19 protein-coding genes are annotated in these 21,897 nt (G+C 46.2%); 1 reads left to right on the forward strand and 18 read right to left on the reverse strand.

Features of this window, described 5'->3' with window-relative positions:
- Positions 1-113: 113 nt before the first annotated feature.
- Positions 114-2,417, reverse strand: a complete 2,304-nt coding sequence (locus A3848_RS12790; RefSeq protein ID WP_074085327.1) for a glycoside hydrolase family 65 protein — start codon at positions 2,415-2,417, stop codon at positions 114-116.
- Positions 2,418-2,866: 449 nt separating this feature from the next.
- Between A3848_RS12790 and A3848_RS12795 the strand changes: the two genes are divergently transcribed.
- Positions 2,867-3,586: a Crp/Fnr family transcriptional regulator gene (locus A3848_RS12795; RefSeq protein WP_371915990.1), complete on the forward strand. Its 720-nt coding sequence runs from the start codon at positions 2,867-2,869 to the stop codon at positions 3,584-3,586.
- Positions 3,587-3,693: 107 nt separating this feature from the next.
- Here the strand turns inward: A3848_RS12795 and A3848_RS12800 are convergent, their stop codons facing one another.
- The 17 genes from A3848_RS12800 to A3848_RS12885 form a co-directional block, all read right to left on the reverse strand.
- A complete protein-coding gene (locus A3848_RS12800) occupies positions 3,694-4,185 on the reverse strand; it encodes an NUDIX hydrolase (protein ID WP_074085328.1) in 492 nt (163 codons plus the stop codon).
- Positions 4,186-4,222: 37 nt separating this feature from the next.
- Positions 4,223-4,642, reverse strand: coding sequence for a hypothetical protein (locus tag A3848_RS12805; protein ID WP_074085329.1), 420 nt, complete (start codon positions 4,640-4,642; stop codon positions 4,223-4,225).
- A 220-nt stretch (positions 4,643-4,862) separates the two neighbouring features.
- A complete protein-coding gene (locus tag A3848_RS12810) occupies positions 4,863-5,681 on the reverse strand; it encodes a formate/nitrite transporter family protein (RefSeq protein ID WP_074085330.1) in 819 nt (272 codons plus the stop codon).
- Between the two features lie 49 nt (positions 5,682-5,730).
- Positions 5,731-6,051: a nitrite reductase small subunit NirD gene (gene nirD, locus A3848_RS12815; protein WP_074085331.1), complete on the reverse strand. Its 321-nt coding sequence runs from the start codon at positions 6,049-6,051 to the stop codon at positions 5,731-5,733.
- Positions 6,052-6,081: 30 nt separating this feature from the next.
- Positions 6,082-8,514 carry a nitrite reductase large subunit NirB gene (gene nirB, locus A3848_RS12820; protein ID WP_074085332.1) on the reverse strand — a complete coding sequence of 811 codons (2,433 nt, stop codon included), beginning with the start codon at positions 8,512-8,514 and terminating at the stop codon, positions 6,082-6,084.
- A gap of 210 nt (positions 8,515-8,724) precedes the next feature.
- Complete coding sequence (locus A3848_RS12825; RefSeq protein WP_178381990.1) at positions 8,725-9,480, reverse strand: hypothetical protein; 756 nt, start codon at positions 9,478-9,480, stop codon at positions 8,725-8,727.
- A 117-nt stretch (positions 9,481-9,597) separates the two neighbouring features.
- Complete coding sequence (ric, locus tag A3848_RS12830; RefSeq protein ID WP_074085411.1) at positions 9,598-10,314, reverse strand: iron-sulfur cluster repair di-iron protein; 717 nt, start codon at positions 10,312-10,314, stop codon at positions 9,598-9,600.
- Positions 10,315-10,940: 626 nt separating this feature from the next.
- Entirely contained in the window at positions 10,941-11,426 is a 486-nt protein-coding gene (locus tag A3848_RS12840; protein WP_074085335.1) for a hypothetical protein, read from the reverse strand.
- Positions 11,426-12,739: a hypothetical protein gene (locus A3848_RS31320; protein ID WP_083612121.1), complete on the reverse strand. Its 1,314-nt coding sequence runs from the start codon at positions 12,737-12,739 to the stop codon at positions 11,426-11,428. The genes A3848_RS12840 and A3848_RS31320 overlap by 1 nt, the downstream gene beginning before the upstream one ends.
- A gap of 83 nt (positions 12,740-12,822) precedes the next feature.
- Positions 12,823-12,981, reverse strand: a complete 159-nt coding sequence (locus A3848_RS32300; RefSeq protein ID WP_178381991.1) for a hypothetical protein — start codon at positions 12,979-12,981, stop codon at positions 12,823-12,825.
- Positions 12,982-13,577: 596 nt separating this feature from the next.
- Entirely contained in the window at positions 13,578-13,709 is a 132-nt protein-coding gene (locus tag A3848_RS32925; RefSeq protein ID WP_256702346.1) for a recombinase family protein, read from the reverse strand.
- Positions 13,706-14,095: a recombinase family protein gene (locus A3848_RS12860; RefSeq protein ID WP_178381992.1), complete on the reverse strand. Its 390-nt coding sequence runs from the start codon at positions 14,093-14,095 to the stop codon at positions 13,706-13,708. The genes A3848_RS32925 and A3848_RS12860 overlap by 4 nt, the downstream gene beginning before the upstream one ends.
- Positions 14,096-14,132: 37 nt before the next feature.
- Complete coding sequence (locus tag A3848_RS32305) at positions 14,133-14,324, reverse strand: hypothetical protein (RefSeq protein ID WP_178381993.1); 192 nt, start codon at positions 14,322-14,324, stop codon at positions 14,133-14,135.
- A gap of 946 nt (positions 14,325-15,270) precedes the next feature.
- Positions 15,271-15,858 carry a pentapeptide repeat-containing protein gene (locus A3848_RS12870; RefSeq protein ID WP_074085338.1) on the reverse strand — a complete coding sequence of 196 codons (588 nt, stop codon included), beginning with the start codon at positions 15,856-15,858 and terminating at the stop codon, positions 15,271-15,273.
- A 22-nt stretch (positions 15,859-15,880) separates the two neighbouring features.
- The gene (locus A3848_RS32930; protein ID WP_256702347.1) at positions 15,881-18,007 is read right to left on the reverse strand and encodes a hypothetical protein; all 2,127 of its coding nucleotides are present in this window, start codon (positions 18,005-18,007) and stop codon (positions 15,881-15,883) included.
- Between the two features lie 109 nt (positions 18,008-18,116).
- The gene (locus A3848_RS12880) at positions 18,117-18,416 is read right to left on the reverse strand and encodes a WXG100 family type VII secretion target (RefSeq protein ID WP_074085339.1); all 300 of its coding nucleotides are present in this window, start codon (positions 18,414-18,416) and stop codon (positions 18,117-18,119) included.
- Between the two features lie 199 nt (positions 18,417-18,615).
- On the reverse strand, positions 18,616-21,636 hold the full coding sequence (locus tag A3848_RS12885) for a DUF5704 domain-containing protein (RefSeq protein WP_218619001.1): 3,021 nt from the start codon (positions 21,634-21,636) through the stop codon (positions 18,616-18,618).
- Positions 21,637-21,897 lie beyond the last annotated feature (261 nt).

The raw sequence follows: 21,897 nt of genomic DNA on the forward strand, positions 1-21,897 counted from the left end.
AGTCTATCAAGGTCTTACAGTTCATGCAATCCTGTCACGATGAAATCAGCAGATTCAGCAAATCCGGGATGATCCGGCCCTTACCGAAGCTCAATAGGAAGCCGTCCAGTTCATCATGTCATCATTCCCCCGCCTAGCGGAAGCTTCGTTCCTGTAGCATCTACTATGATTTGCTGTCCATAAACCATGATGTTTACACTTCCACCGCGTAGCGCTGTGAAGCATACATGATTTCTGTCCACTTCAATTCTCAGCAGCACACCCGCATACATTACCCGGAAGTGGTAAGAGGTCCAGCGCTTCGGTAAGGTTGGCCGGAAAGAAAGACACTCCCCGTCCGACCGCATGCCACCAAAACCATACACAATATTCATCCAGGCCGCGGCAATGGAAGTGGTGTGCAGACCTTCCCGTGTATTCCGGTTATAGTTGTCCAGATCCAGCCGGGTTGCGAACTCAAAGAAATGATAGGCTTCCTCATATTTGCCGATCTCGGTGGCCAGAATGGAGTGGATCGAAGGTGATAGCGAGGATTCATGGATGCATCTCGGCTCATAATATTCGTAATTGGCCAGCTTGGCTTCCCGGGAGAACTCCCCATTATATAAGAACATAAACATCAGCACATCTGGCTGCTTAATCATGTCATAGCGGTATAACCGGTCATAGGACCAGTTCGAATACAGCGGAAAATCGGTTACCGGAATCGAATGAATATCGATGTGCGGCATATCAAAATACCCGTCATGCTCCTCATACACACCCGTGACTTGGTCATGAGGTATCCTCATATGTCTGGCCTTGTTTCCCCAATCGGCTAATTCCTCCAGCATGAGTCCCGTTTTCTTCAATAGTTCAGTATAGGTGTCCGGCACCAGTGTCTCCATTTCGGCAATCGTCTCCAGCGTAAACTCGAATAATTTCTTCGCCATGAGATTAATGTAGCAGTTATTATTTACCATCAGCTGGAATTCATCAGGCCCCATCACGCCAAAATAGCCATATTCCCCGCTGCGCTGCCCCCACTGTCCGCGCGTAGCATAGAAACGGCTGATCTGAATCAGCATTTCAGCGCCTTTACTGTACAAAAATGCTCTGTCACCTGTATTCTTCACATAATGCCAAATACCGTAGGAAACAGCCGTACCAACATGAAGCTGGAGGTTGGAATGCTGCCACAGGTCGCAGCTTTCCGTCCCATTGATCGTGGCAATCGGATAACAGGCCCCTTCACAATCGACCTCCCGCGCGCGGTCCATTGCTTCCGGAAGTGTTTTGTAGCGGAATTCCAGCAGGCTTTTGGCCGCCTTAGGGTTGTTGAATATATAGAAAGGTAGGCAGTACGACTCCGTATCCCAGAAAGCCAGCCCCCGATAGGCTTCGCCTGTCAGCCCTTTGGCTCCGATATTATAACCGGGATGTTCGCCATGATACGTCTGATACAGTTGAAAAATACAGAAGCGGATCCCCTGCTGGTTCTCCGGATCACCTTCAATCAGGATGTCACTGGTCTCCCATATTTCAGTCCAGTAAGCGGATTGAGCAGCAAATACCTCTGCTTCATTTAGTTCCGAGGCACCCGCTGCCAGCCCGAGCCCTTCGCGCCAGAGTTCGTCTTCCTTACGGGAAGCATCAATATCTATACAATGGACAGCAAGCTTCGTATAAGAAGCCATTCCCCCTTGTGTTAATTGCAGCTTAAACGCCTGCCCGATATAGCGGTCACGTTCTACCTTTTCAGTGTGCAGTTCTTGGGAAGAGTGCAGGACAAAGCCGGAAAACAGCTTATTGCCCGTGTTCAAGGTACTGGCCATAATTGCACTCACATTACCTTCTACTCCGCTGCGCAGACTTCTCCACATACTCTGACCGCGTTCCTCATGGATGATACCAAAATCAAGCCCGGTACAAATCTCCACATCACCCGAGAAATTCAGCGGCTCAAACCTAACCTGCTGGAGGCCCAGATGAGCATGCGTCATACTAACCAATCTGATAAACGTAAGCCGTAATCTCTTGCCGCTGTCCAGCAGCCAGATCAACTCCCGGCGATAAGTACCTGTGCGAAAATCCAGCCTGCGGCTGTAGTCCGTAATTTTGCTGCGGGCCAGATCCAGCTGTTCACCATCTACCATAAGGCGCGTATGCAGCCAGTCCACCGCATTAACCATATAGCGCAACGAACGGATCATTCCCTTGTAATGGATACCAATCTCCTGCTGCTCATGCAGGCCGCTGAAATAACTGCCCAGCAGGGAATCCCCGCTATAGCCCTCCTCGGCGTAACCGCGTACCCCCATATACTCGTTCCCTACCGAAAAAATCGACTCCGAGGTCCGGTTCCGCTGCGGGTCGAAGCCTTCCTCGATGACGGCCCATGGGTCGACCTTCAGATATTTGTCTGCTACCTTTGCCATTGTTTGAATTCTCCTTCTCCGGGTTGTGTCCACCAGTTCCGTGAAGAAACCGCTAGACCCTCACATCCAGCGTAGCTCTGAGGGGAAGAAAGGCCAATGACAGCCGATAACAGAGTTATGTGCATTATTACGGAGTTGAAAAAAACCTGCAGATTGCGTTATGATCAGAAAAGCTGAAAAAATCAAGCTTACAAAAAAAGAAAAATAGCAGCTTCTCCCATTATCTGTGCATAATAGGGGACCGCTACTATAATATAGTGCTTATTTAAGACTTCAATTCCTTGTTCAGGTTAAAATCATATTAAATCTCACACCTTTGAAGTGAAAATTATCACAATGTTAAAAATTCGACACTTTTTCACGAAAATTTCCACCCATAAAGAGGGATTTCAATGTATAATTAATTTAAAATTTACTGAAAAACTGAGGGAATAAAGGGGATGTCGATTATGATAAAGGAACATTATAATGTTATCGAAGCCCACGGCAATACAAACTGTTTCTCCGAACAGAACTTTAACCGGCTTCTGGTTACAATGAAAGAGCGTATGGTACCTGAGGGCTCTCATTTGTTCTGGGAAGGCGACTTCTCGGATAAATTGTTTTATATCAAACGTGGACGTGTGAAACTAACCAAATCAACTGACGAAGGCAAAGAACTCATTCTGTATATGTATCAGGCCGGCGATATGGTAGGTCAGGCAGACCCCTTCTTCAGCACCAAGCACAGCTTCACCGCCGAAGTGATTGAAGAAAGTGAAGTTGGCGTTATCGAGCAGAAGGATCTGGAGATTCTGATCTGCCAGCATTGTGATTTTGCCATCGACTTTATGAAATGGATGGGTATCCATCACCGTCTCACACAGACGAAATTCCGTGATCTGATGATGTACGGCAAGCCTGGTGCTCTCTGCTCCACGCTGATTCGACTGGGCAATACTTACGGTGAGAAGACCGGGGACAGCATTCTGATCAACAAAAAAATTACGCATACGGATCTCTCCAACATGATAGGCGCAACCCGTGAGAGCGTCAACCGGATGCTGAGCGATCTGCGTAAAAAAGATGCAGTGGAATATGAGAATGGCATGATCGTCATCAAGGATCTTACGATGCTTCAAGACATCTGCCACTGTGAATTGTGTCCTAACGAAATTTGCCGCATTTAATTTCCTAATACTAATACCCTCTATTCACCTCAATGAAACATATATGACCCGGAAATGCTGCATCAATTAATAGAGTGGTCAAAGGCGCCTTGTCCGGCGTCTTTTTTTCATGTTGAAGGCAGACTTTTCACCTCCCAGTCATCAAAAAATCCAACCTCCGTTGGCAAACAGCCTTCTCTCACCCATGCAGCCGCCGCTACCGTCACTGGCGAAGCCGAATTCAGTGTAATTGCCGGCAACTCCACCCACTCCGTTCCCAGCGAATCCTGTTCAGCAAACTCCTTAATCCCTGAAGCTACTGCATCACTGGCAATTCCCACGGTATAGAGAGCGGCTATATGGTGCATGTGGGTATAGGTATCCTCCTGATAGCGGACAAACCAATCCAACGTCCCCAGATTGTGTTCCACCGTCACTGTAAGCCCAGTCTCCTCCATAAACTCCCTTACCAATCCTCCCAGCAGGGACTCATTCTCCTCCAGTCTGCCCCCAGGCAAATCAAACCTTCCGGTATAAGGGCCTCTTCCTTTACGTATGACCAGCAGTTTCCCGTCATTCACACAAATTCCGTATACCCCAAAATGATTAAAGCTCTTCATCACGGATTCACCCCCAGGTTCTTTTCAATTTCACAGCTTAACATAAGACTGCACCCGGCATCAGTGATCTATCCACTTCTTGCGTATCACGATATACGTATTGTTTCTTTAAGGTATCAACATTCCCTGAGCAAAAAAAAGCGTCATACCCAAGCTTCTTAAAGAACAAGAGAATGCCCTTAGGCGTAATTGTTCCATCATATAACTTTCTAGGGTAATCTTTATAGAGCTTGTTGCCATCCGACTCCATCCCAAAATGTCTCATGATGTATGCGCTTGAAAATGCAGCGCATTCATAATTATGCTGAATGTCCATCCTATTCGAGGATTGGATAACATACGAATTCGGAATCGCATTGGTTGAACTGAAGTCCTTACTCGGGAGAACAAAATAATATAAAACTAAGCCAGCCAGGCATATACCTATTGCTATTAGCGAAATAAGAATAAACCCCATTGTATTCCTCCTATAAATTTCTATCTTTGATTTATTCGTAAAGTTAAGCGTATATTCCTTCAAGGATTAGCGTATTCTGCCCATTTGCAACAAGGCAACCGTACAAAGGTGGTTTGGCACCTCCTTTGGTTGGACTTTCACCATATAAATAATGCGTGCCTCTGGGCACGCATTATGCAAAAAAGCCCTGCAGTCAATTGACCACAGGGCTCTGCAAGGACTAGCTGACTTGCTTTTTCGTCTTATTGATAACACCAGTCCGTGCTGCCCGCACCGGGGAGATCATCCAGTACGCCATGCCAACAAACACGCCACCGCCGATAATATTGCCTAAGGTGACCGGAATCATGTTGTGCAGCCATCCGGCTATAGTAACCGTCTCAGGATGGTTTGGCAGCAGCACCGCTACGCTTAGCAGCGTCATATTCGCTACACTGTGCTCATAGCCGCTCGCGATGAAGGCGAACAGACACCACCAGATCAGCACCAGCTTGGCAGTCTCGCTTTTGGCGCGGGAGGACATCCACAGTGCCAGGCAGACCAGCCAGTTACAGAGAATACCGCGGAAGAACAGCTCAGAGAACGGCAGGCTCATTTTTTTGGCGGCTGCGGTAAAAATCAGATGTTCCGCCGGAGCCGCTGTAAATAATCCTGTGCCCCGGATCAGCAATGCCAGAACCACTGCACCGGCAACATTCCCGATAAATACGAGGACCCAATTCTTCGCTGTATCCCATACGCTGGTTCTTCCCGCAAGTGTACTTACGGTAAAAAACATATTGTTCCCGGTGAACAGCTCCGAGCCGGCGAAGACTACCAGCGTCAGGGCAATCCCGAAGGACATCCCCATAATCAGCGGCTGAAAAGGAGATTTAACCGCCGCCAGTGGCGCCCCGAGTGAAAAGATCAGAATAATACCAATACCTACATAGGCTCCGGCCAGCAGTGCGGCAAGAAAGTATTTCGGCAGACTTTCATTCATCTTGTCACGTTTGGCCACTGCTGTCTCCACGATGTTCTCTACACTTTGCGTAAACACACGTCCACCCCGCCATTCTCCCTTAAAATTGTTTATTCATCCAGACTTTCTACAGGCTGACCTTTACCATACCGCCGTCCAGTATAACCGGATAGACCTTTACCTTCCCGTGGTCCGGGGCCTGAACTTCGCCGCTGCGCAGATCGATTTTCCAGTCATACAGCGGATCGTACAGATAGTAGCCGGAGACAATCCCCTCAGCCAGCGGACCGCCTTTGGGATGCGGACTGCGATTCTCCAGGGCATAGACGGCCCCATCCGAGGTACGGAAAATGGCTAGTTCAATCTCACCGGTGGTGACAACCCGGCCAATCTGCAGCAGGAATTCTTCCACCGTGCCTACAGCATATTCTTGTGTAGTGGTTTGCATTGAGCTCTCTCCTCTCATAGTCGGTATAGGTTAGACTTTTGCCTGCTCAAACAGTGCGGTACGTGTCTCTTGGTCATCCAGCATTTTTTTCCATGGATCAGAAACCTGTGCCAGGGCAAAATCAATCCGTGCAGCAAGCTCCTTGCGTTGCTCATCGTTCTCCAGAATCACCTGCTGAATCTGCTCAAGTCCCATGCGTTCCACCCACTCGGAGGTCCGTTCCAGGTAGTTCCCTGTTTCACGGTAATACTGCATAACTGCGGAGCAGACCTCAATCAGTTCTTCATCGGTTTTCACCTTGCAGAAGGCATCCGCGATCCGCGGCTTGATCCCGCCGTTACCGCCAATGAAAATCTCCCAGCCGCCGTCATTGCCGACGATGCCGATATCTTTTGTGCAAGATTCCGCACAGTTGCGCGGGCAGCCGTTGACTGCCATTTTGAACTTGGCCGGAAAATCAAGCCGCTCGTATTTGCGTTCAAGCAGCGCTCCCATACCCATGGAGTCCTGTGTGCCAAAACGGCAGAACTGCGAACCTACACAGGTCTTCACAGTGCGCAGTGATTTCGCGTAGGCATAGCCGGATGGCATATCCAGCTCCTCCCACACCTTAGGCACATCTTCTTTCCGGATACCGATCAGGTCCAGACGCTGCCCGCCGGTCACCTTTACAACCTTAACATCATATTTCAAGGAGACGTCGGCGATCCGTTTCAAATCCTCCGGTGTCGTGACTCCGCCATACATACGAGGTACAACCGTAAAAGTACCATCCTTCTGAATATTCGCACTCATCCGTTCGTTGACGAAGCGCGACTCCTTCTCATCCTCATGAGTGTCCGGATAGATCATACCGAGATAATAGTTCACCGCCGGACGACATTTGGAGCAGCCCTCAGCTTGTTTCCAGTCCAGGACATTCATGACCTCTTTGGTCGTTTTCAGGCCTTTGGAGGTAATTTCCGCTACGATCTCATCTCTGCTTAGAGTGGTGCAGCTGCAGATCCCCTGCTTGGCGCTTTGCTGGAAGCTGTCCCCAAGGACAAATTGCAGGATCTGCTCCACGACCGGCTTACAGCCCCCGCAAGAACGGGTAGCCCCGGTGCAGGCTTTGATCTCATCTACGGTGGTGAAGCCATTCTCCGTAACGGCATCAACAATGGCTTTCTTGGTCACACCGTTGCAGCCGCAGACAATTTCTTCATCGGCCATCGTTTCCACCGATAAGCTTTTTTTCGCTCCGCCTCCGCCACAGCAGCCCGTGCCCATAACTTCGCTATAAATCTCCTCGGTCATTTCCGCACCCTGCTTCACCAGCTTCTGCAGACTGGCCGATTCCGTGACATCGCCGAAGAGGACTGCCCCGACAATAATATTATTATTAAGCAGAATCTTCTTGTAGGTCCGCTTCCATTCATCTTTGGCTGAGATGACGGTGTGCTCTGAGGTTTCTGTGAACTCACCGGCAGAGAAGACATCTACTCCAGAGATTTTTAGCTTGGTGGCTACAACCGAACCTTCATAAGGCTGAGTCGGCACGTTGCACAAATGTTTGGCAAGCACCATTCCTTGCTCGAACAATGGTGCAACCAGACCATAGCAAGTTCCTCTGTGTTCTGTACATTCACCTACGGAATATACATCTGGCATCGAGGTTTGCAGATAGTCATCGACAACAATCCCGCGGTTTACCGCAATGCCGCTTTCTCTGGCGAGCTGTATATTCGGCTTAATTCCCACAGCCATCACTACAAAATCCGCCGCCAGCTCCGATCCGTCACTGAAACGAAGTCCGTTCACACGTTCATCCCCGGTCAGCTCAACGGTCTGCTTGCCCATGGCAAACTTCACGCCCTGGCGGGCCAGTTCTGCCTGAAGCATGGAGGAAGCTGTATGATCCAGCTGGCGCTCCATCAGATCTTCCAGCAGATGCACAACCGTAACGTCCATGCCGAGATTCACAAGTCCTTTGGCCGCTTCCAGTCCCAGGAGTCCGCCCCCGATAACTGCTGCCGTGCGGTACTGCTTGGCTGCTGCAAGCATGGCATCACAATCTGCGATATCACGGAAGCCAACTACCCCCTCCTTGTCGCTTCCCGGTACTGGCAGAATGAACGAGTTCGAGCCTGTAGCAATGATCGCTTTGTCATAGGCAACCGACAGCCCATTATCTGTGATGATCTGCCGAGATGCTTCATCAATACGGATAACTGTGGTTCCTGTATGCAAAGTAATATGATGATCCGCATACCACTGGCGGTCATTGAGGATAATGTCTTCGATTGTTTTGCTGCCTTCCAGAACGTAGGACAGCATAATGCGATTGTAATTAGGATGCGGCTCACTTCCGAACACAGTAATATCATAAGCGCCGCCAAGCTTCAAAATCTGCTCAATTGTGCCTACTCCTGCCATTCCGTTACCTATGAGTACTAGCTTTTCTCTCTCCACTGTCACTGTCATGACCCTCCTTCATGCGTCTGAACTTCAACACAACATGATCTGATAGTGAAATTATACTGTTAAAATTTAAAGCGGATTTGTGATTGCAGTCACACCAATTGTGAAGCATTTCACATAATTTTAATCACGCTTCCTTAACTCTTTTGGGACACAAAAAAACGCCATATTCCTTGACGTAAGCCTAAGGAATGTGGCGAAATAGTACTTCATTTAGAGCAACACAAGCACAACCTCCAGAGTATCCTGTGGTCTAAGCTTCATATCGATCCCGGTGTCCAGCAGTTGCTTGCCATTGACCTTCAGCATCCATGCCTCATTACTGAGCGGCTTGTAATCCATTATACTGATTATCGTCTTATTATCCTCGGAGAGTTGCACCATTCCGCTGGTCTTCAATACCCCCCGTACGGACAGGTCCTCGGTATACGGCAGTACGTAAGAATGCGTCATTTGCGGCTGCTCACTACCCCCGTTAACAGTGAAAATGACCGGCTGCAGTTCTGCCCCGCTTGCTGCAGGTACGGCTTCAGCCACGATGGTGTCCCCGCGGTCAACGCGGCTGTTCCAATCCGTATTTTTTTTGCCATTCAATTGAATCTCCCAACTCCACTCGGGACTCAAAGATACTTTGTTGACTGCCAGGATCTTGTACCCCTCATCCGCAAACGTGGCTACGCCACTGTTCTTGAGCAGCTCGATGAGCGTCACCCCATCTGTATAGGCTTCACTTAGCTGCCTGCCCGCGCTTCCAGCGAGCTCGCTGTCACCGACCCGAACTGAAAAGCCCGGTCCGGCATTTCCAGCCGCGGCATCGTTCCCATCTGTTGGAGTGCCAAGCACCGATGAGCAGCCGCTCAAGGTTGCAATTATCATTATTCCCAGTAAAATACGCCACACCCACTTCGCGGACATTCCCGGCACCGCCTTCTCCCGCCTGACTCCAGCCTTCCGCTGCTGTTCAGACATGTCTTGATTATGTACATTGTCTTTTTTAAGAATAACGTAAACGGGTGCCGTTCTCAAATACTCCTTGTCCCAGCATAAAAAAAGTCCCCTAAGGGACTAGTGAAAACCGCTAATCTTCTATTGGTAACGCAGGAAAAGGATGTTGTTCTCCAGATGGACATGCTCAAAGGTCATGCCCTCCAGCTCTTCAAGACGGGCATACGTCAGACGGTAAGTGGTGCAAGCATGCTCCGGCGGGGTGAAATCCCCTGTAACTCTCCGCAGCTCGCGTAAAATATCTCCTGCCCCGTCATGCTCCTCCTGCAGCGTACTTAGCAGTCCGCGCAGCTCAGCCAACCCTTCAGCGCTCGGATTTTTATCATAGGCCAGCATTTTCGGGAATTCACTTTCCTCTTCCTTGGCCGTGTGCTCCAGCAATTCCTCACGCAGCGTATGGAACAAGCGGTACACCTCAGCCAAGTGCGGAGAATCCTCACCATGGACGCGGAAAACCTTTGTTACATTCTGGGCGATGAGCGGCAGCTCCTCGCGCAAATAGTTGTGATGCTTGTTGATAATGTAATCAACCAGCTCTTCTGACGATGCTTCGTTCCAGGCCGTATCTTCTTCCAGCACCGGATGGTCGGCATACAGCTTGTTCAGATCCTGAAGGACTGCCTCTGTATCAAGCCCTTTTTCGGCTACCGCCTCTGCCAAAGGCTTCGCGCCTCCGCAGCAAAAGTCAATCCGCTGTGCCTTGAAGTAATCTGCTGCTTTGGGGAATTGAAGGACGATATCTCTTACCATTGCTTCACCGGTGAATTGAACAGATGTATCCGTCATTGTATTGTTCAATTGTTTGGCCGTCATGCTGGGCCCTCCCTTGGGTTGTTGTTGGTCTAGGTTTCTTTTACCTCTATACCTTAACGCCAGCAGGGAAGACGGTTTGTGATTGTACGCACTAAATATAAAAAATTTTAATGAACTTGTGGGGGAGTGGGGGGCTTGCATAGCAGTCGAGTTTACGGACATCTACTGGAATTAGAGATGGTAGGCATTACCTGCACATCTCATATCAACTGACCTTCGTTCCAAAGGCAAGAAAGAATACACTAAGAATCTAGTGCGTTATTGCTACGGTCAGACTCTTTTACATCGTACGCAAATAAGTTGAATGAGGTGTGTATCATTGAAATCAACTTTATCCTGATATTGCATATGAAACAACTAACGATTCTTCCCTGCCTCGTGATCTTCGAACCTCTTATAGCTCGGATAGTGGTAACTGAGTTTCATGTGTAATTGGTTTAAGCTTGGTTTAAGCAAGATCAATGCCTTAATCAAGCCATTCCTCCTCGTCACCAATTGACCAATCGTCCAGTATACGTCCTGCGGGTTTACGCCAGGAAATATATCCAGTTTGTTCAACAGGATTCGACACTGGGTAACTCCATTGAATCTCAAATCATCAGCCACCACAACTAATCTCGAGCTATTTCCCTTGGATCTTTATAGCACCAATCACTCACGTACGGCATGTTAGTAATATTATCTAAGTCCTCTAGAGTATAAAACCATTCTTCCTCTACCCATATTTTTGCTGTCGGATAGATCTTAAGTATGGCGTGGGAAAATCGTAATAATAGATCTTCATTATCATCAAAATCGTCAGATACTACTGCTTTAAAATATTCATTTTTAGTATCATCCCATTTAAAACTAACTAATTGATATTCATACGGTTCATCATACACACTAAAACTAAGAGTTCTTGAATAATTCTCCCTAAATGGCAAGTCACTTATATATACTCGCGTGTATTTTAGTGTCCCTTCACTATCGTAAGTTTCTTCATCGCTATCAAAGAAAAGATTCTCCTCTATACAAATTTTATTAATGTCCCTCAATAAATCATTTGCTGGAGTACTTTCTCCACGATTAAATAATAAAAAGGATGACATCCCCATTACTTCAAAACTCCTCCTAACTCTTCGAGCGAATTCACAACTTTTACACCCTTACTATTAAGTTCTTGAATTATTTTAGCTGTTTGAGGATTTGAGATTTCAATAATCTCATCAATATACAATACAATCTCTTTACCCTCAAAATTAAAGAATTGAGAATTACTTGGATTAACATACTTATCGATTTGATCCATTTTAACAGCAGACATTGACTTCTTAATCTCTATAATTTGATTGTGTGTCATGACATCAATATCTCCTGCTGGTTTACCAGTAGATATATTGTCTAGTTTTAAACCGAACCCTGTTACTTCTACCTTTTGCTGAACGTAATTTCCAACTTTACCCTCAATAGCTTTACCAATATTGCTATTACTCATTGCACTTTCGATTGCATTTGGAATATTCTTAGGGTTTTGTTCAACCCACTTTATTTTACTACCGTACGGATTATCAAATTCAACTTCTACGCCTTTATTCGTTTTCGTTTTTATTGGATCATTGAATTCACCCGTCCCCTCAATACGGGTCTCCTCTATCTCCTTTGCTTTAGTTTCGATTTCCGCTTTGGTTTTTCCTGCTCCCTCAGTTTTTTCCACCTTGATATCCGGCAGCTTCCCTCGCACAAATCTCATCGCACTGGCAGCTACTTTGCTGCCCGCAGTAATCATTAGATCTCCCGCACCAGCAATAACGGTATTGAATCCCACAGCCGCTATGCGCTCACCCAGGCTTTGCTTTCCATCATCCCTGAAATCATTGAACGCGTCCATCGCTTCGCCCACGGTCCCGCTGATGGCTCCCGCTACCATCGACTTCAATAACGTGGTGGAGAATTTCCCCACTGCGCCCCCGGTTTTCACACTGTTCAAATACTTCAACGGTAGGCCTATGCTGATGAGGTTTCCCGCCAATTGTCCTGCATTCTTTCCATACGGATTATCCGTCGGGTCAACATAGCCTACCGGTTTCGGTCCCATAGTCCAATCCGTAATTGTCCCTGCCATTCCATACGATGCCGTATCGATTGCATTCACCAGGATATTACTTCCACCTTCTAGAATATTGGCAAGCGTCTGGTTTCCAACACCACTTCGCAGCAGACGGTTTTTGTCTGCCACTTCCTTCTCCTGCTTTTCGTAATACGCTTTGGTCTCTGCATAGATCCGGTCCTGCTCCTCTGTCGACAGGGTAGACCAATACGTCTCTTTCAGCCGTTTCATTACCTCAGGGTTGTCCCGGTTTAAAATCTCTTCATACGACACCTGGATGCTTAATTCCACTTCATTTTTTAGAACCCACTTTTGATACATATCTCTATCTACCATTTTACAACAAATGGATATTTTTTAAATTTCGCTTTGTAATATTTCTTATATGAGCATTTTGCAATAATCTAAGCCCTTGTTACAAAGGAATTTTGGATATACAAAAGGATTTCACCCCAACTTGGAGAAATTTTTTGGTGACCAAACCAAAACACACAAGAGGAGGAAGTCCCTTTATATTCTCCAAAAAATTCCATTTGTTTGTCGATAGATATGCTTGCTTTCATCACATGCTACACTCCCGTTCTCATACGCTTTTTTGCTTTATTCGATTGTAAAATGTAACACTCTAATTAAGTAATTATCGGACGCTGTCCGCTTCAGCCTGTTAAATGCAAAAAAGCACTTGAAATCACCAATAACAGTGTTTTCCAAGTGCTTGAAGTGTGTGATTTCTAAGCATTCAAAGTTTGGGCAAATTAGCAGTATCTCTGAACACAATCGAATAAGAATACTGTACGAAGATTATGATACATGCTTAGTTTGGAGTCAATAACGTTTAATCCTATGAGAAGGTTCACTCTCGTTTGTATCTCCCTTCATCGGTGTCATTTGTGGTAATCCTACATTAGAACGTCGTCTCGCCCTGTGCTCGTGGGTCTGCCGTAGAGTATGCTCGTATCCTAGTCGAGTATGCCTGACTCACGACGCATTTCAATCTCCAGTTCACGTAACCGCTTTTGCTCCGTAACCAGTTCCTCAACCATTCCTTGTCCCTCATGGCTTGAGCCATGTCAATCATTTCGTCGTACTCTACTGAACACATCATCATTCGCTCTTTGAATTCGCTCATTTGTCCAGCCTCCCAATGTCTACGTAATGATTAGCTGATCTGCCTTGCCTTGTTCCACAACTGGCGGCTAATGATACAAGGGAACACATCTTTCTGCATAATGCCATTCTGCTCTTTTTGCCCGTTGTACATCTTGAACCCTATGTACGTCTCATTGTTCAAAATGCTTTGTACCTGTACGACTGTCCAAGCATTCCTGTCTTGGTATGGATACCAGGGTTGTTTAGCAACTTGGCTATGCGATAAGGGTTCGTTCCTTCTACATATTCCTGAAAGATGTATTTAACGGTGCTACCTTGCTGTCTATCCAGTTCAATGTTTCCGTTCCACAGCCTGTAGACATAAGGAATAAATCCGCCAGCGTATTGATTCTTTGGAGCCGTAGTGATTCGTCCGTTTCGGGTACGTTCATTGATGGTTGCACGTTCAAACTCAGCAAAACCACCAAGAATTTTCAAGAAAATCTTCCCTTGCGGAGTCGAGATATCCATTCGCTCCGTCACACTAATGAATGCAATGCCGTGTGGTTCCAGTTCCTCTTCTATCAAGTCCAACAGATGATTGAATAGACAACAGCAGACAGCTCTAACAGTTCTTGCTTCTTGTACAGGATACTGCCGCTTTGTCGTGTGGTTCAAGCTCCTTGCCTTGGAAGCCAACCGAAGTCGCTTTCATGAAACCGCCTTTATATAGCACATAGACGGTGTCCGCTAAGGGGTACAGCCCTTTTACCAGAAATTCAATGTCGAATGCCAGTTGTTTATTCTCTACACGCACATCTAGCGCCCGTCCAATTGGGAAACCGTATACTCATGCGCCCAGAGGAACACAAGGTTTTTTTTGTAATTTTCTAGCTGCCAGCCAGTAGCACGAATAACGTCCCGTTCTCTGTCCTCTATTTCGGTTGAGCCTATAAACCTAAGAACTCTATTTTCTGTCGGGCTCTTTCACTGTTTGACCTGTACACGAATTGAATGTTTCATATACTTAGCCCTCCAGTTCTGCCAGCTTCGCCATCTCGTAAGCTAAAAGCTGCTCTGTTTCCTGCACTCGCTCTTCTGCCCGTTGAACCATTGTCACCACTTATTCTCTTGCTTCCTTCAGCTCCTTATGCTGACGGGTTAATATAGTTTGATTGTGCTGTACACTTTTCCTCAATGCAGATGCTTCACGCTGTAAATCTTCTATGCGTTGAAGTACTTCTAGTCTTGAGTGTTCGTTTTTCCGATTGGCTAGCATTTCAAGTCGTTCAGCTTGGGTAATTAACTGCCGTATTTATGCCCCTGCCTGCAAATCCGTCCGCCCCGACCGTATCAACATTGCTGCCTACTCCCGCATGTCCTTCGCCTATTGGCAATAGTTCTGAATCTCAACCTTAATCTGTTCATAATCTGCTTCTGCTTGGGCGATCGAACGCATCGTCCCCTCAACAACTTGTTCCTCTATTCCTTCCGCTACTACCTGCTCACGCTATGCCATTCGTTTCATCCTCCTTTGATTTTGGGCACGCAAAAAAAGCTCATTCCTACTCATAGTTCAAGTGGAAAAGAGCTTTTAAAAGTTTATCAAGTGTTTGAATCAGTTAGTGTTTGGTTTGTTGGTTGTTTTGTACGATCTTGTTATTGGGAAAGTAAATGGGCTTACATAAAATTCTTAACAAATCCTATTTATCTTGTTTCTTGCGCAAGGAATCTAATAAATTTTCATTTCGCTGATGAAGGTATTATCCTCTCCTCTGCTCCATTAACCACTTTTGGATATCATAACCGTCCAACCTTGTTGGCTTCTCTTCAGTTCCAACAAAAATATGTTTGGCAGACACTTGATCAATCCCCTTTATTTCTTCAAAACTTGCCCCATAAAGAAGCGCCCCATCGAGTAGAGCGTTTGTTAAATCAACATTAGAGAACTTTGTGTAGCTTAGATTTGCTCTTCGAAATGATGCTCGCCTCAAGTCAGATCCAGATATGTTAGCAAAGCTAAGATCTGCATCTTCAAAAGACGATTTTATACCTACACAATTTGTTATAATTGAATGTTTTAACGAAGCGTAATCAAATACTGTTTTACTCAGTATACATTCCGAGAAATTCGTTTCTTCGAATGATGTACTTAAAAAATAGCAATCACTCATATCATTATTTGTCAAAAACGAATTGTTCATATTTGACTCTACAATCTCTGAACAACTCAGATTCATCCCTGCAAGATTTAGTTGTTTTAATTCTTCTTTCACAATTTCTAATTTCTCTCCAATATTACCATCTGACTCTGCCCATTTATGATGTTGTAAAAACATACTATCCTCCATGCAATACTTCCTTTCGCATATTTTATGGCCACCAAAGCAATTTATCACTTAAACCTAATTCTTTTATTGCTTCGCGTACTTCGTTTATATGTTCTGGGAACATTTTTGATGAATCGATGATAACATTCTCACCTTTTGAAAGGGATTCTTCTATATCAGCAATTGCCTTTTCCAGTGTATAACCCTTTGGTGCAAATTTTGAATACCATCCTTTAACGTCCCACTTTACACCTGTTGCATCAATAAATTCTGCACCTGCTGGATTAGTATCTCTAACTATAGGACCAGGTAAGTCCCCTCTCGCCTCTAACTCTAAGCCTGCTAGTCTCTCAATTTTTGATTTCTCATTTATTTTAAAGTTTTTTGCTGGATCTTTTGCCAAACTCTCGTACTCTTCTGGAGACCTAGCGAAGTATCTTCCCTTATCCCCATAATTGTCTATCAATTCTTTATAGTAGTCCGGCGCAGTTTGCCTAATTTTGTTTAAGTCAGCTTTAGGCGTGCCCTCAATACGGGTCTCCCCTATCTCCTTTGCTTTAGCTTCGATTTCCGCTTTGGTTTTTCCTGCCACCTCAACCTTTTCCACCTTGATATCCAGCAGCTTCCCTCGCACAAATCTCATCGTACTGGCAGCCACTTTACTTCCCGCAGTAATCGCCAAATCTCCCGCACCAGCAATAACGGTATTGAATCCCACAGCCGCTATTCGCTCACCCAAGCTTTGCTTTCCATCATCCCTGAAATCATTGAACGCGTCAAACGCTTCACCCACGGTCCCGCTAACCGCTCCAGCTACCATCGATCTTAATAAGGTTGGCGAAAATCTACCCACCGCTCCCCCGGTTTTTATTGCATTTAAATACTTTACAGGCAGACCTATACTGACCACCGTTCCCAGGAACTGCCCGGCCTTTTTCCCGTAAGGATTATCCGTCGGGTCAACATAGCCTGCCGGTTTCGGTCCCATGGTCCAATCCGTAATTGTCCCTGCCATCCCATACGATGCCGTATCGATTGCATTCACCAGGATATTGCTTCCGCCTTCCAGAATATTGGCAAGCATCTGGTTTCCAACACCACTTCGCAGCAGACGGTTTTTATCTGCCACTTCCTTCTCTTGCTTTTCGTAATACGCTTTGGTCTCTGCGTAGATCCGGTCCTGCTCCTCTGTCGACAGGGTAGACCAATACGTCTCTTTCAGCCGTTTCATTACCTCAGGGTTGTCCCGGTTTAAAATCTCTTCATACGACACCTGCTTAGTCGGGTCAGACGATCCTATCGTGGCCTGCGGCTTCATCAGCGCCAATTGCTGTTTCGCCCAATCCCCCTTCGTCCCTTCCATCCTCAACATCTGCAGCAGAAGTGAATATTCTTCCGTTTCCAACAGAGGCACACTGCTGGTCGTACTCGACGGATCGTAGTCACATGCCTTCAACGCCGATTGCTTGAAATACACGCTTAAATCTTTCCCTGCCTCATATTGAGCCTTATCTACGCCCAGGGACTCCAGCTTCTTGCGTGCGTCTTCCGCCAGCTTGTGCATCGCATCCATTTGTGTTTGATTTCCAAAAGCTTCGTATACCTCGTAGGCTGTCTGCGCCTTCGCGATCAGATTCCGTGCTTCGTTGATATCATTTAGCTTGCTTTGCGCTGCGATCCCTTCTACGGTCCCTAGACCGGACTTTTGAAGGATGTCCCGAAGATTCCTTACCATCGGATCGCTATCCAGTTCATCCCGGCCTGTTAGGGCAGCAATGGAGGATATCAATTTCGTCGCTGCTTTCTGAGCAAAGGTTGGAATCGAATACCTCCCTTGGCTTCCGTTCCCCCCAAAACTTCCCAACATGCCTGCAAAGAGGCTGAACGGCTGGGTGAGTTGGCTGGCTTGCCGCTTGTTCTCTTCCTGAACGCTTTGGACACCTTGGACCGCGCTCCGAATGAGATCCTCCAGTTTTTCTGCTTCCACCATCAGTTCATTGATGAGCACCTGGGCCTGCACCAGGTTTTGTCCCAACGGAATACCGCTCCAGTTGTTGGCCTGGCCTTTCAGTTGCAAATACAATAGATTCGTGTCCTGGCTTACCTGTCCGATCTTTGTTTGCAGGCGCTGGACTTCATCTACGCTAAATACTAGCTTCGTTGACGCCATGTGCTTCCCCCTGCTTGCTTCTAATTAAAATTAGCTATGCAACTTTCTGCATAGCTAATGGCAATCTTATGTAGTGGGGCTCGTGAAGTTTGTTTGACTTAAAAATATGCTAGAATTGTTGCGAATTTTTAACTTGATCTGAAAGTGTCTTATAACTTTCAGAAACCTTTTCCATGTGCAATCCAAGCTTTTCAAGTGATTCCTGGAATTGTCGAAACGTCGGTTCCAATTTTACAACCTTCTGCGTAAAGTCCTGTGCTGCCGCGTCATCCCATACACTGTTGAGATTAGTCATTGTAGTCTTTATTTTTTTGATTAATCTATCCACTTCATCTCCATACCCTTTAAGTATCTTTCCCTGTCCAACTAATCCATCATAATTCAATGTAACTTTGGTGGTTTGTGCCATTATTAACCTCTCCTTAAGTAATTGATTTTTATATAAAAATGAACTTAAAAAAATATTCTTTCATCCCTATCAGTTTTTTTAAGTTCATTATTATAGATCCAGTTCCCACTATATATTTATCGGTCTAAAGCACTAATAAGTTTATATATAAATCCTTTTAAAGATAAATTAAACTCCTAAGGAATTTTCTACAAATCCCCTATCTTCCCTGCCCCTGATAATCATTTCGCACAGAGTAGTCCGATTCGAACAGGATAATGTCCCCGGAAGAAAAAGAAAAGGTCTGACCCCGTTCATCCGTTTCTCCCGTCATCTGGCCTTCAATCGCCCACATGTTGGCAATGGGAGCCTTGTAACCTAGAATTCGCGTGTCTACATCCCCATTTTTTACCGTATAAATTCCGAATTTCACCACAATATAACCACCGGTAATGAACTCCTGCTCATGTCCATCCAGTGCGCCTCCGTACTGATTCGCCAGAGTGACTATATTGGTTCCCTTAGGCAGGATGTAAGGAGAAATCGGCAGATTGTATTCTCCGTACCAGTGCTGAACACTTCGAACAGCCGCAATGGGGTCTACTCCGTTCGGAATATCAGTCGGACCGACTAAGGTCCGCGATTTATAGGGCAGAACCTCCAGGTCATAGCCCGTGGCAAGTTTGGTTTTGCGCTTTACATACTGCTTGTAGAACTTCAGCCAAGGGGTCTTCTCCCGCTCCTGCTCATTCAGTATATAATTGTACTCATAGCTGGCCGCCGTCGATAATTCGCCACTCGATATATTCCGCAGGTCATCCGCCAAGCGATAGGTTCGGGTATAACTCAGATTGTCCTTGGAGGAGCCAACGCCAATCATTTTGTTGTTTGAGCCGGAGATATCATAGTACAGATCAACGGGTGTCGGCGATCCCCCACTCTTTGGGATAAAATAGAAGCTCGGTTCAATCCGGATGCCCTCGCCCGGCTGCCACAGGTTCCCCATGGTCCGGAAATCAAACTGGAAAGAGTATCCGTTATGCGGTACCGTCAATTGTTCGTTAGGATGAGAACCCTTGCGAATTGGCAACTGCCACTGTGGTTGCCCGCTTATGGCCGTTGGATTACCATTCTCGTCATTACCACCTGTATAATACATCGCAGTGCTATGCTCCAATGTCCCAACTCCGGTGCGGAATACCTTTTCAAAACGGAAATCCCCGATGTCCCAAATCCGAAAATTAAACAGCCGGCCAACCACACCAACATTGAAACTCTCCGATGCGCAGTAATTCGTTAAGTCCCCGTTCAGGTTCACCTCGCAAAGATCTGTGCCTTCTGACGGAGCATTAATAGCCCAGGACTGCGTATTGATGGTATAATCGCCTTCATTGACCCAGGTCGGCATGGTAAAAGTCATGGACGGTGTCCCGACAGGAATGTAAATCCAGGTATTTTCTGGGTAATACTGGCCGTCTTGAAATACGCCAAACGGAAACTGGATGCGTTTGTTCTTCGTGTATTTGGCATAATCCCGGTTGCCATACCCAGGGATATTGAGATGCTGGCCGCTCTCCGTAAAGTGTACGGTGAAGGGCCGATCCAGAATCAGCACTGTCCGTGTCATATCCGGAACCATCCGCTGGTCGAACGGGCGGTTATCGTCGGGCAATAGCGAATAGTTGACTACAGGTGTATGCACCGTTACGGAATTAATTGGGGATATGGAATACTCCTTGTTCCCGTGTCCCTGCACATTCTCCGCCAACATCGTATAATAAATCGTGCCAGTGCTGATTGTATTCGGCCGATTGAGTAGACTGCTGTTGATCAGCAACTGACCTTCGTAAAGCACCTTGTCTCCGATGATTTCCGGATCGGGAATCCTTCCCGGGGGAGGTCCGGTCTTGGTAGTGACGGTATCATCCATAATTGTTTCCCCGTTAAATCCTAGACGGTCATTTTGCACCTCAGGATCTTTGGTTTGCTTTTCCGCAAGACTCTTAATATCCGCCTCATCATTAACATCGCTTTCATCTGGCTCGTGATCCACACCGTCTACCACTTCCGGTGTAAATGTTATGGTTCCTGTCTCTTGGGGAATCACATGATCTTCCACATTTGTGCTGTTGGCAAGCTTGACTCCTGGCGGAACATAGTTATTAGGGGGAAGTGTGACCGCTCCTCCCGGTAGCGCATAGTTCTCCATGCGTGCATGATCGATTCGGTAGACGGATAACTGATCTATTTGCCAGTATGCATATTCCCTTGGTGTCAATTCAAATTTATAGGTTTTGTCAAATTTCCCCGTTTTAGGTTTTGGTGGTTGGGAAGTTTTTTTTCCATCTGGTCCCGTAAGATCCGGCTGTGCTTCCTTCCATTTCGTCGCATATGTAACTTTTACGCTGCATTTATAACGAATTTGACCTGTCATATTGGCAAAGGTATGCTCAAACAAATAGTTTTTACCCAAGGCATTGGCGTATAAATTCTCTGAGGTGGGAATCCCCGTCGGCGCATCAAAATGGATTCCATTCGCAGTGTCATCCCCAAGAATCACCCCGTTCGCATTTGGTTCCATAAATGACGTTTGCGGAGTTGCAATTTTTTCAGGCGGCTGAATGGTGTAGGTACATTCACCTGAACCTCCTCCTGTTCCCCCTACAGTTATGGTAGCTGTGCCATATAAAAAGTATGGCTTTTTTTCCCACTCTGCCGTAATATGGGCAGTTCCTTCTGCGATTGCCTTAACCTTTCCATACTGGTCCACGCTAGCTACTGCTTTATTATCCGAGCTCCATGTCGTATTCCCTGGTGCCGATGTTACATCGAACCAATTGTCATTAAAGTCAGACATACTAGTAGCCATTGTTCGAACTTGGGCTTGCAGATTCTTAATCTCGTTAACTTGTAGTGTAGCGTTTTGGAGCACACGCATTTGTTTCTTTTCAACCACATACCCTTCGTAATCCACCATCATCGGAATATGGTATTCTGCCATATATTTACCTGTACCGGCATATTCATCTCTTGAATTATATTTTTTTTCATACCCCGTATTCACCATTATGTTCGCGATCATCGTACCTACTTGAAACTCCGGATCTTTCGAAGCTTCGGCAGGCTCGTAAGAGTTAACATTTACCCATCTCATTTTTGAAATTGCAAAATTCTTGATATCATCACTGGGATAAGCAGTATTTTTAGAATCCTTCATGGACTCAGGTGCATAGACTTTCATATTCAAAATGAAATCTGTACGTTTCTTCTTCGGTACCGCTTCATTCTGTTCGTTAAGCTCCGTACCAGTTTCCGCAGATCCACCCTCCCAAGTAGCTTTCCAAAGCGGGCCATCTGATTGGACCCATATAACCTTTGGTTTTGCTTCTTTTGATCCTGTTACGTTTATTTTAAAAGTCTGCATTTGTGCGGGGCCGTCAGGAGTAACAACACCATCCGGATAGTTCTGAGATCCGGTTGCGTAGGAAGAGCTTGGAAATTT

This window comes from Paenibacillus sp. P32E, from assembly GCF_001909085.1.
GTDB lineage: Bacteria > Bacillota > Bacilli > Paenibacillales > Paenibacillaceae > Paenibacillus_AQ > Paenibacillus_AQ helianthi.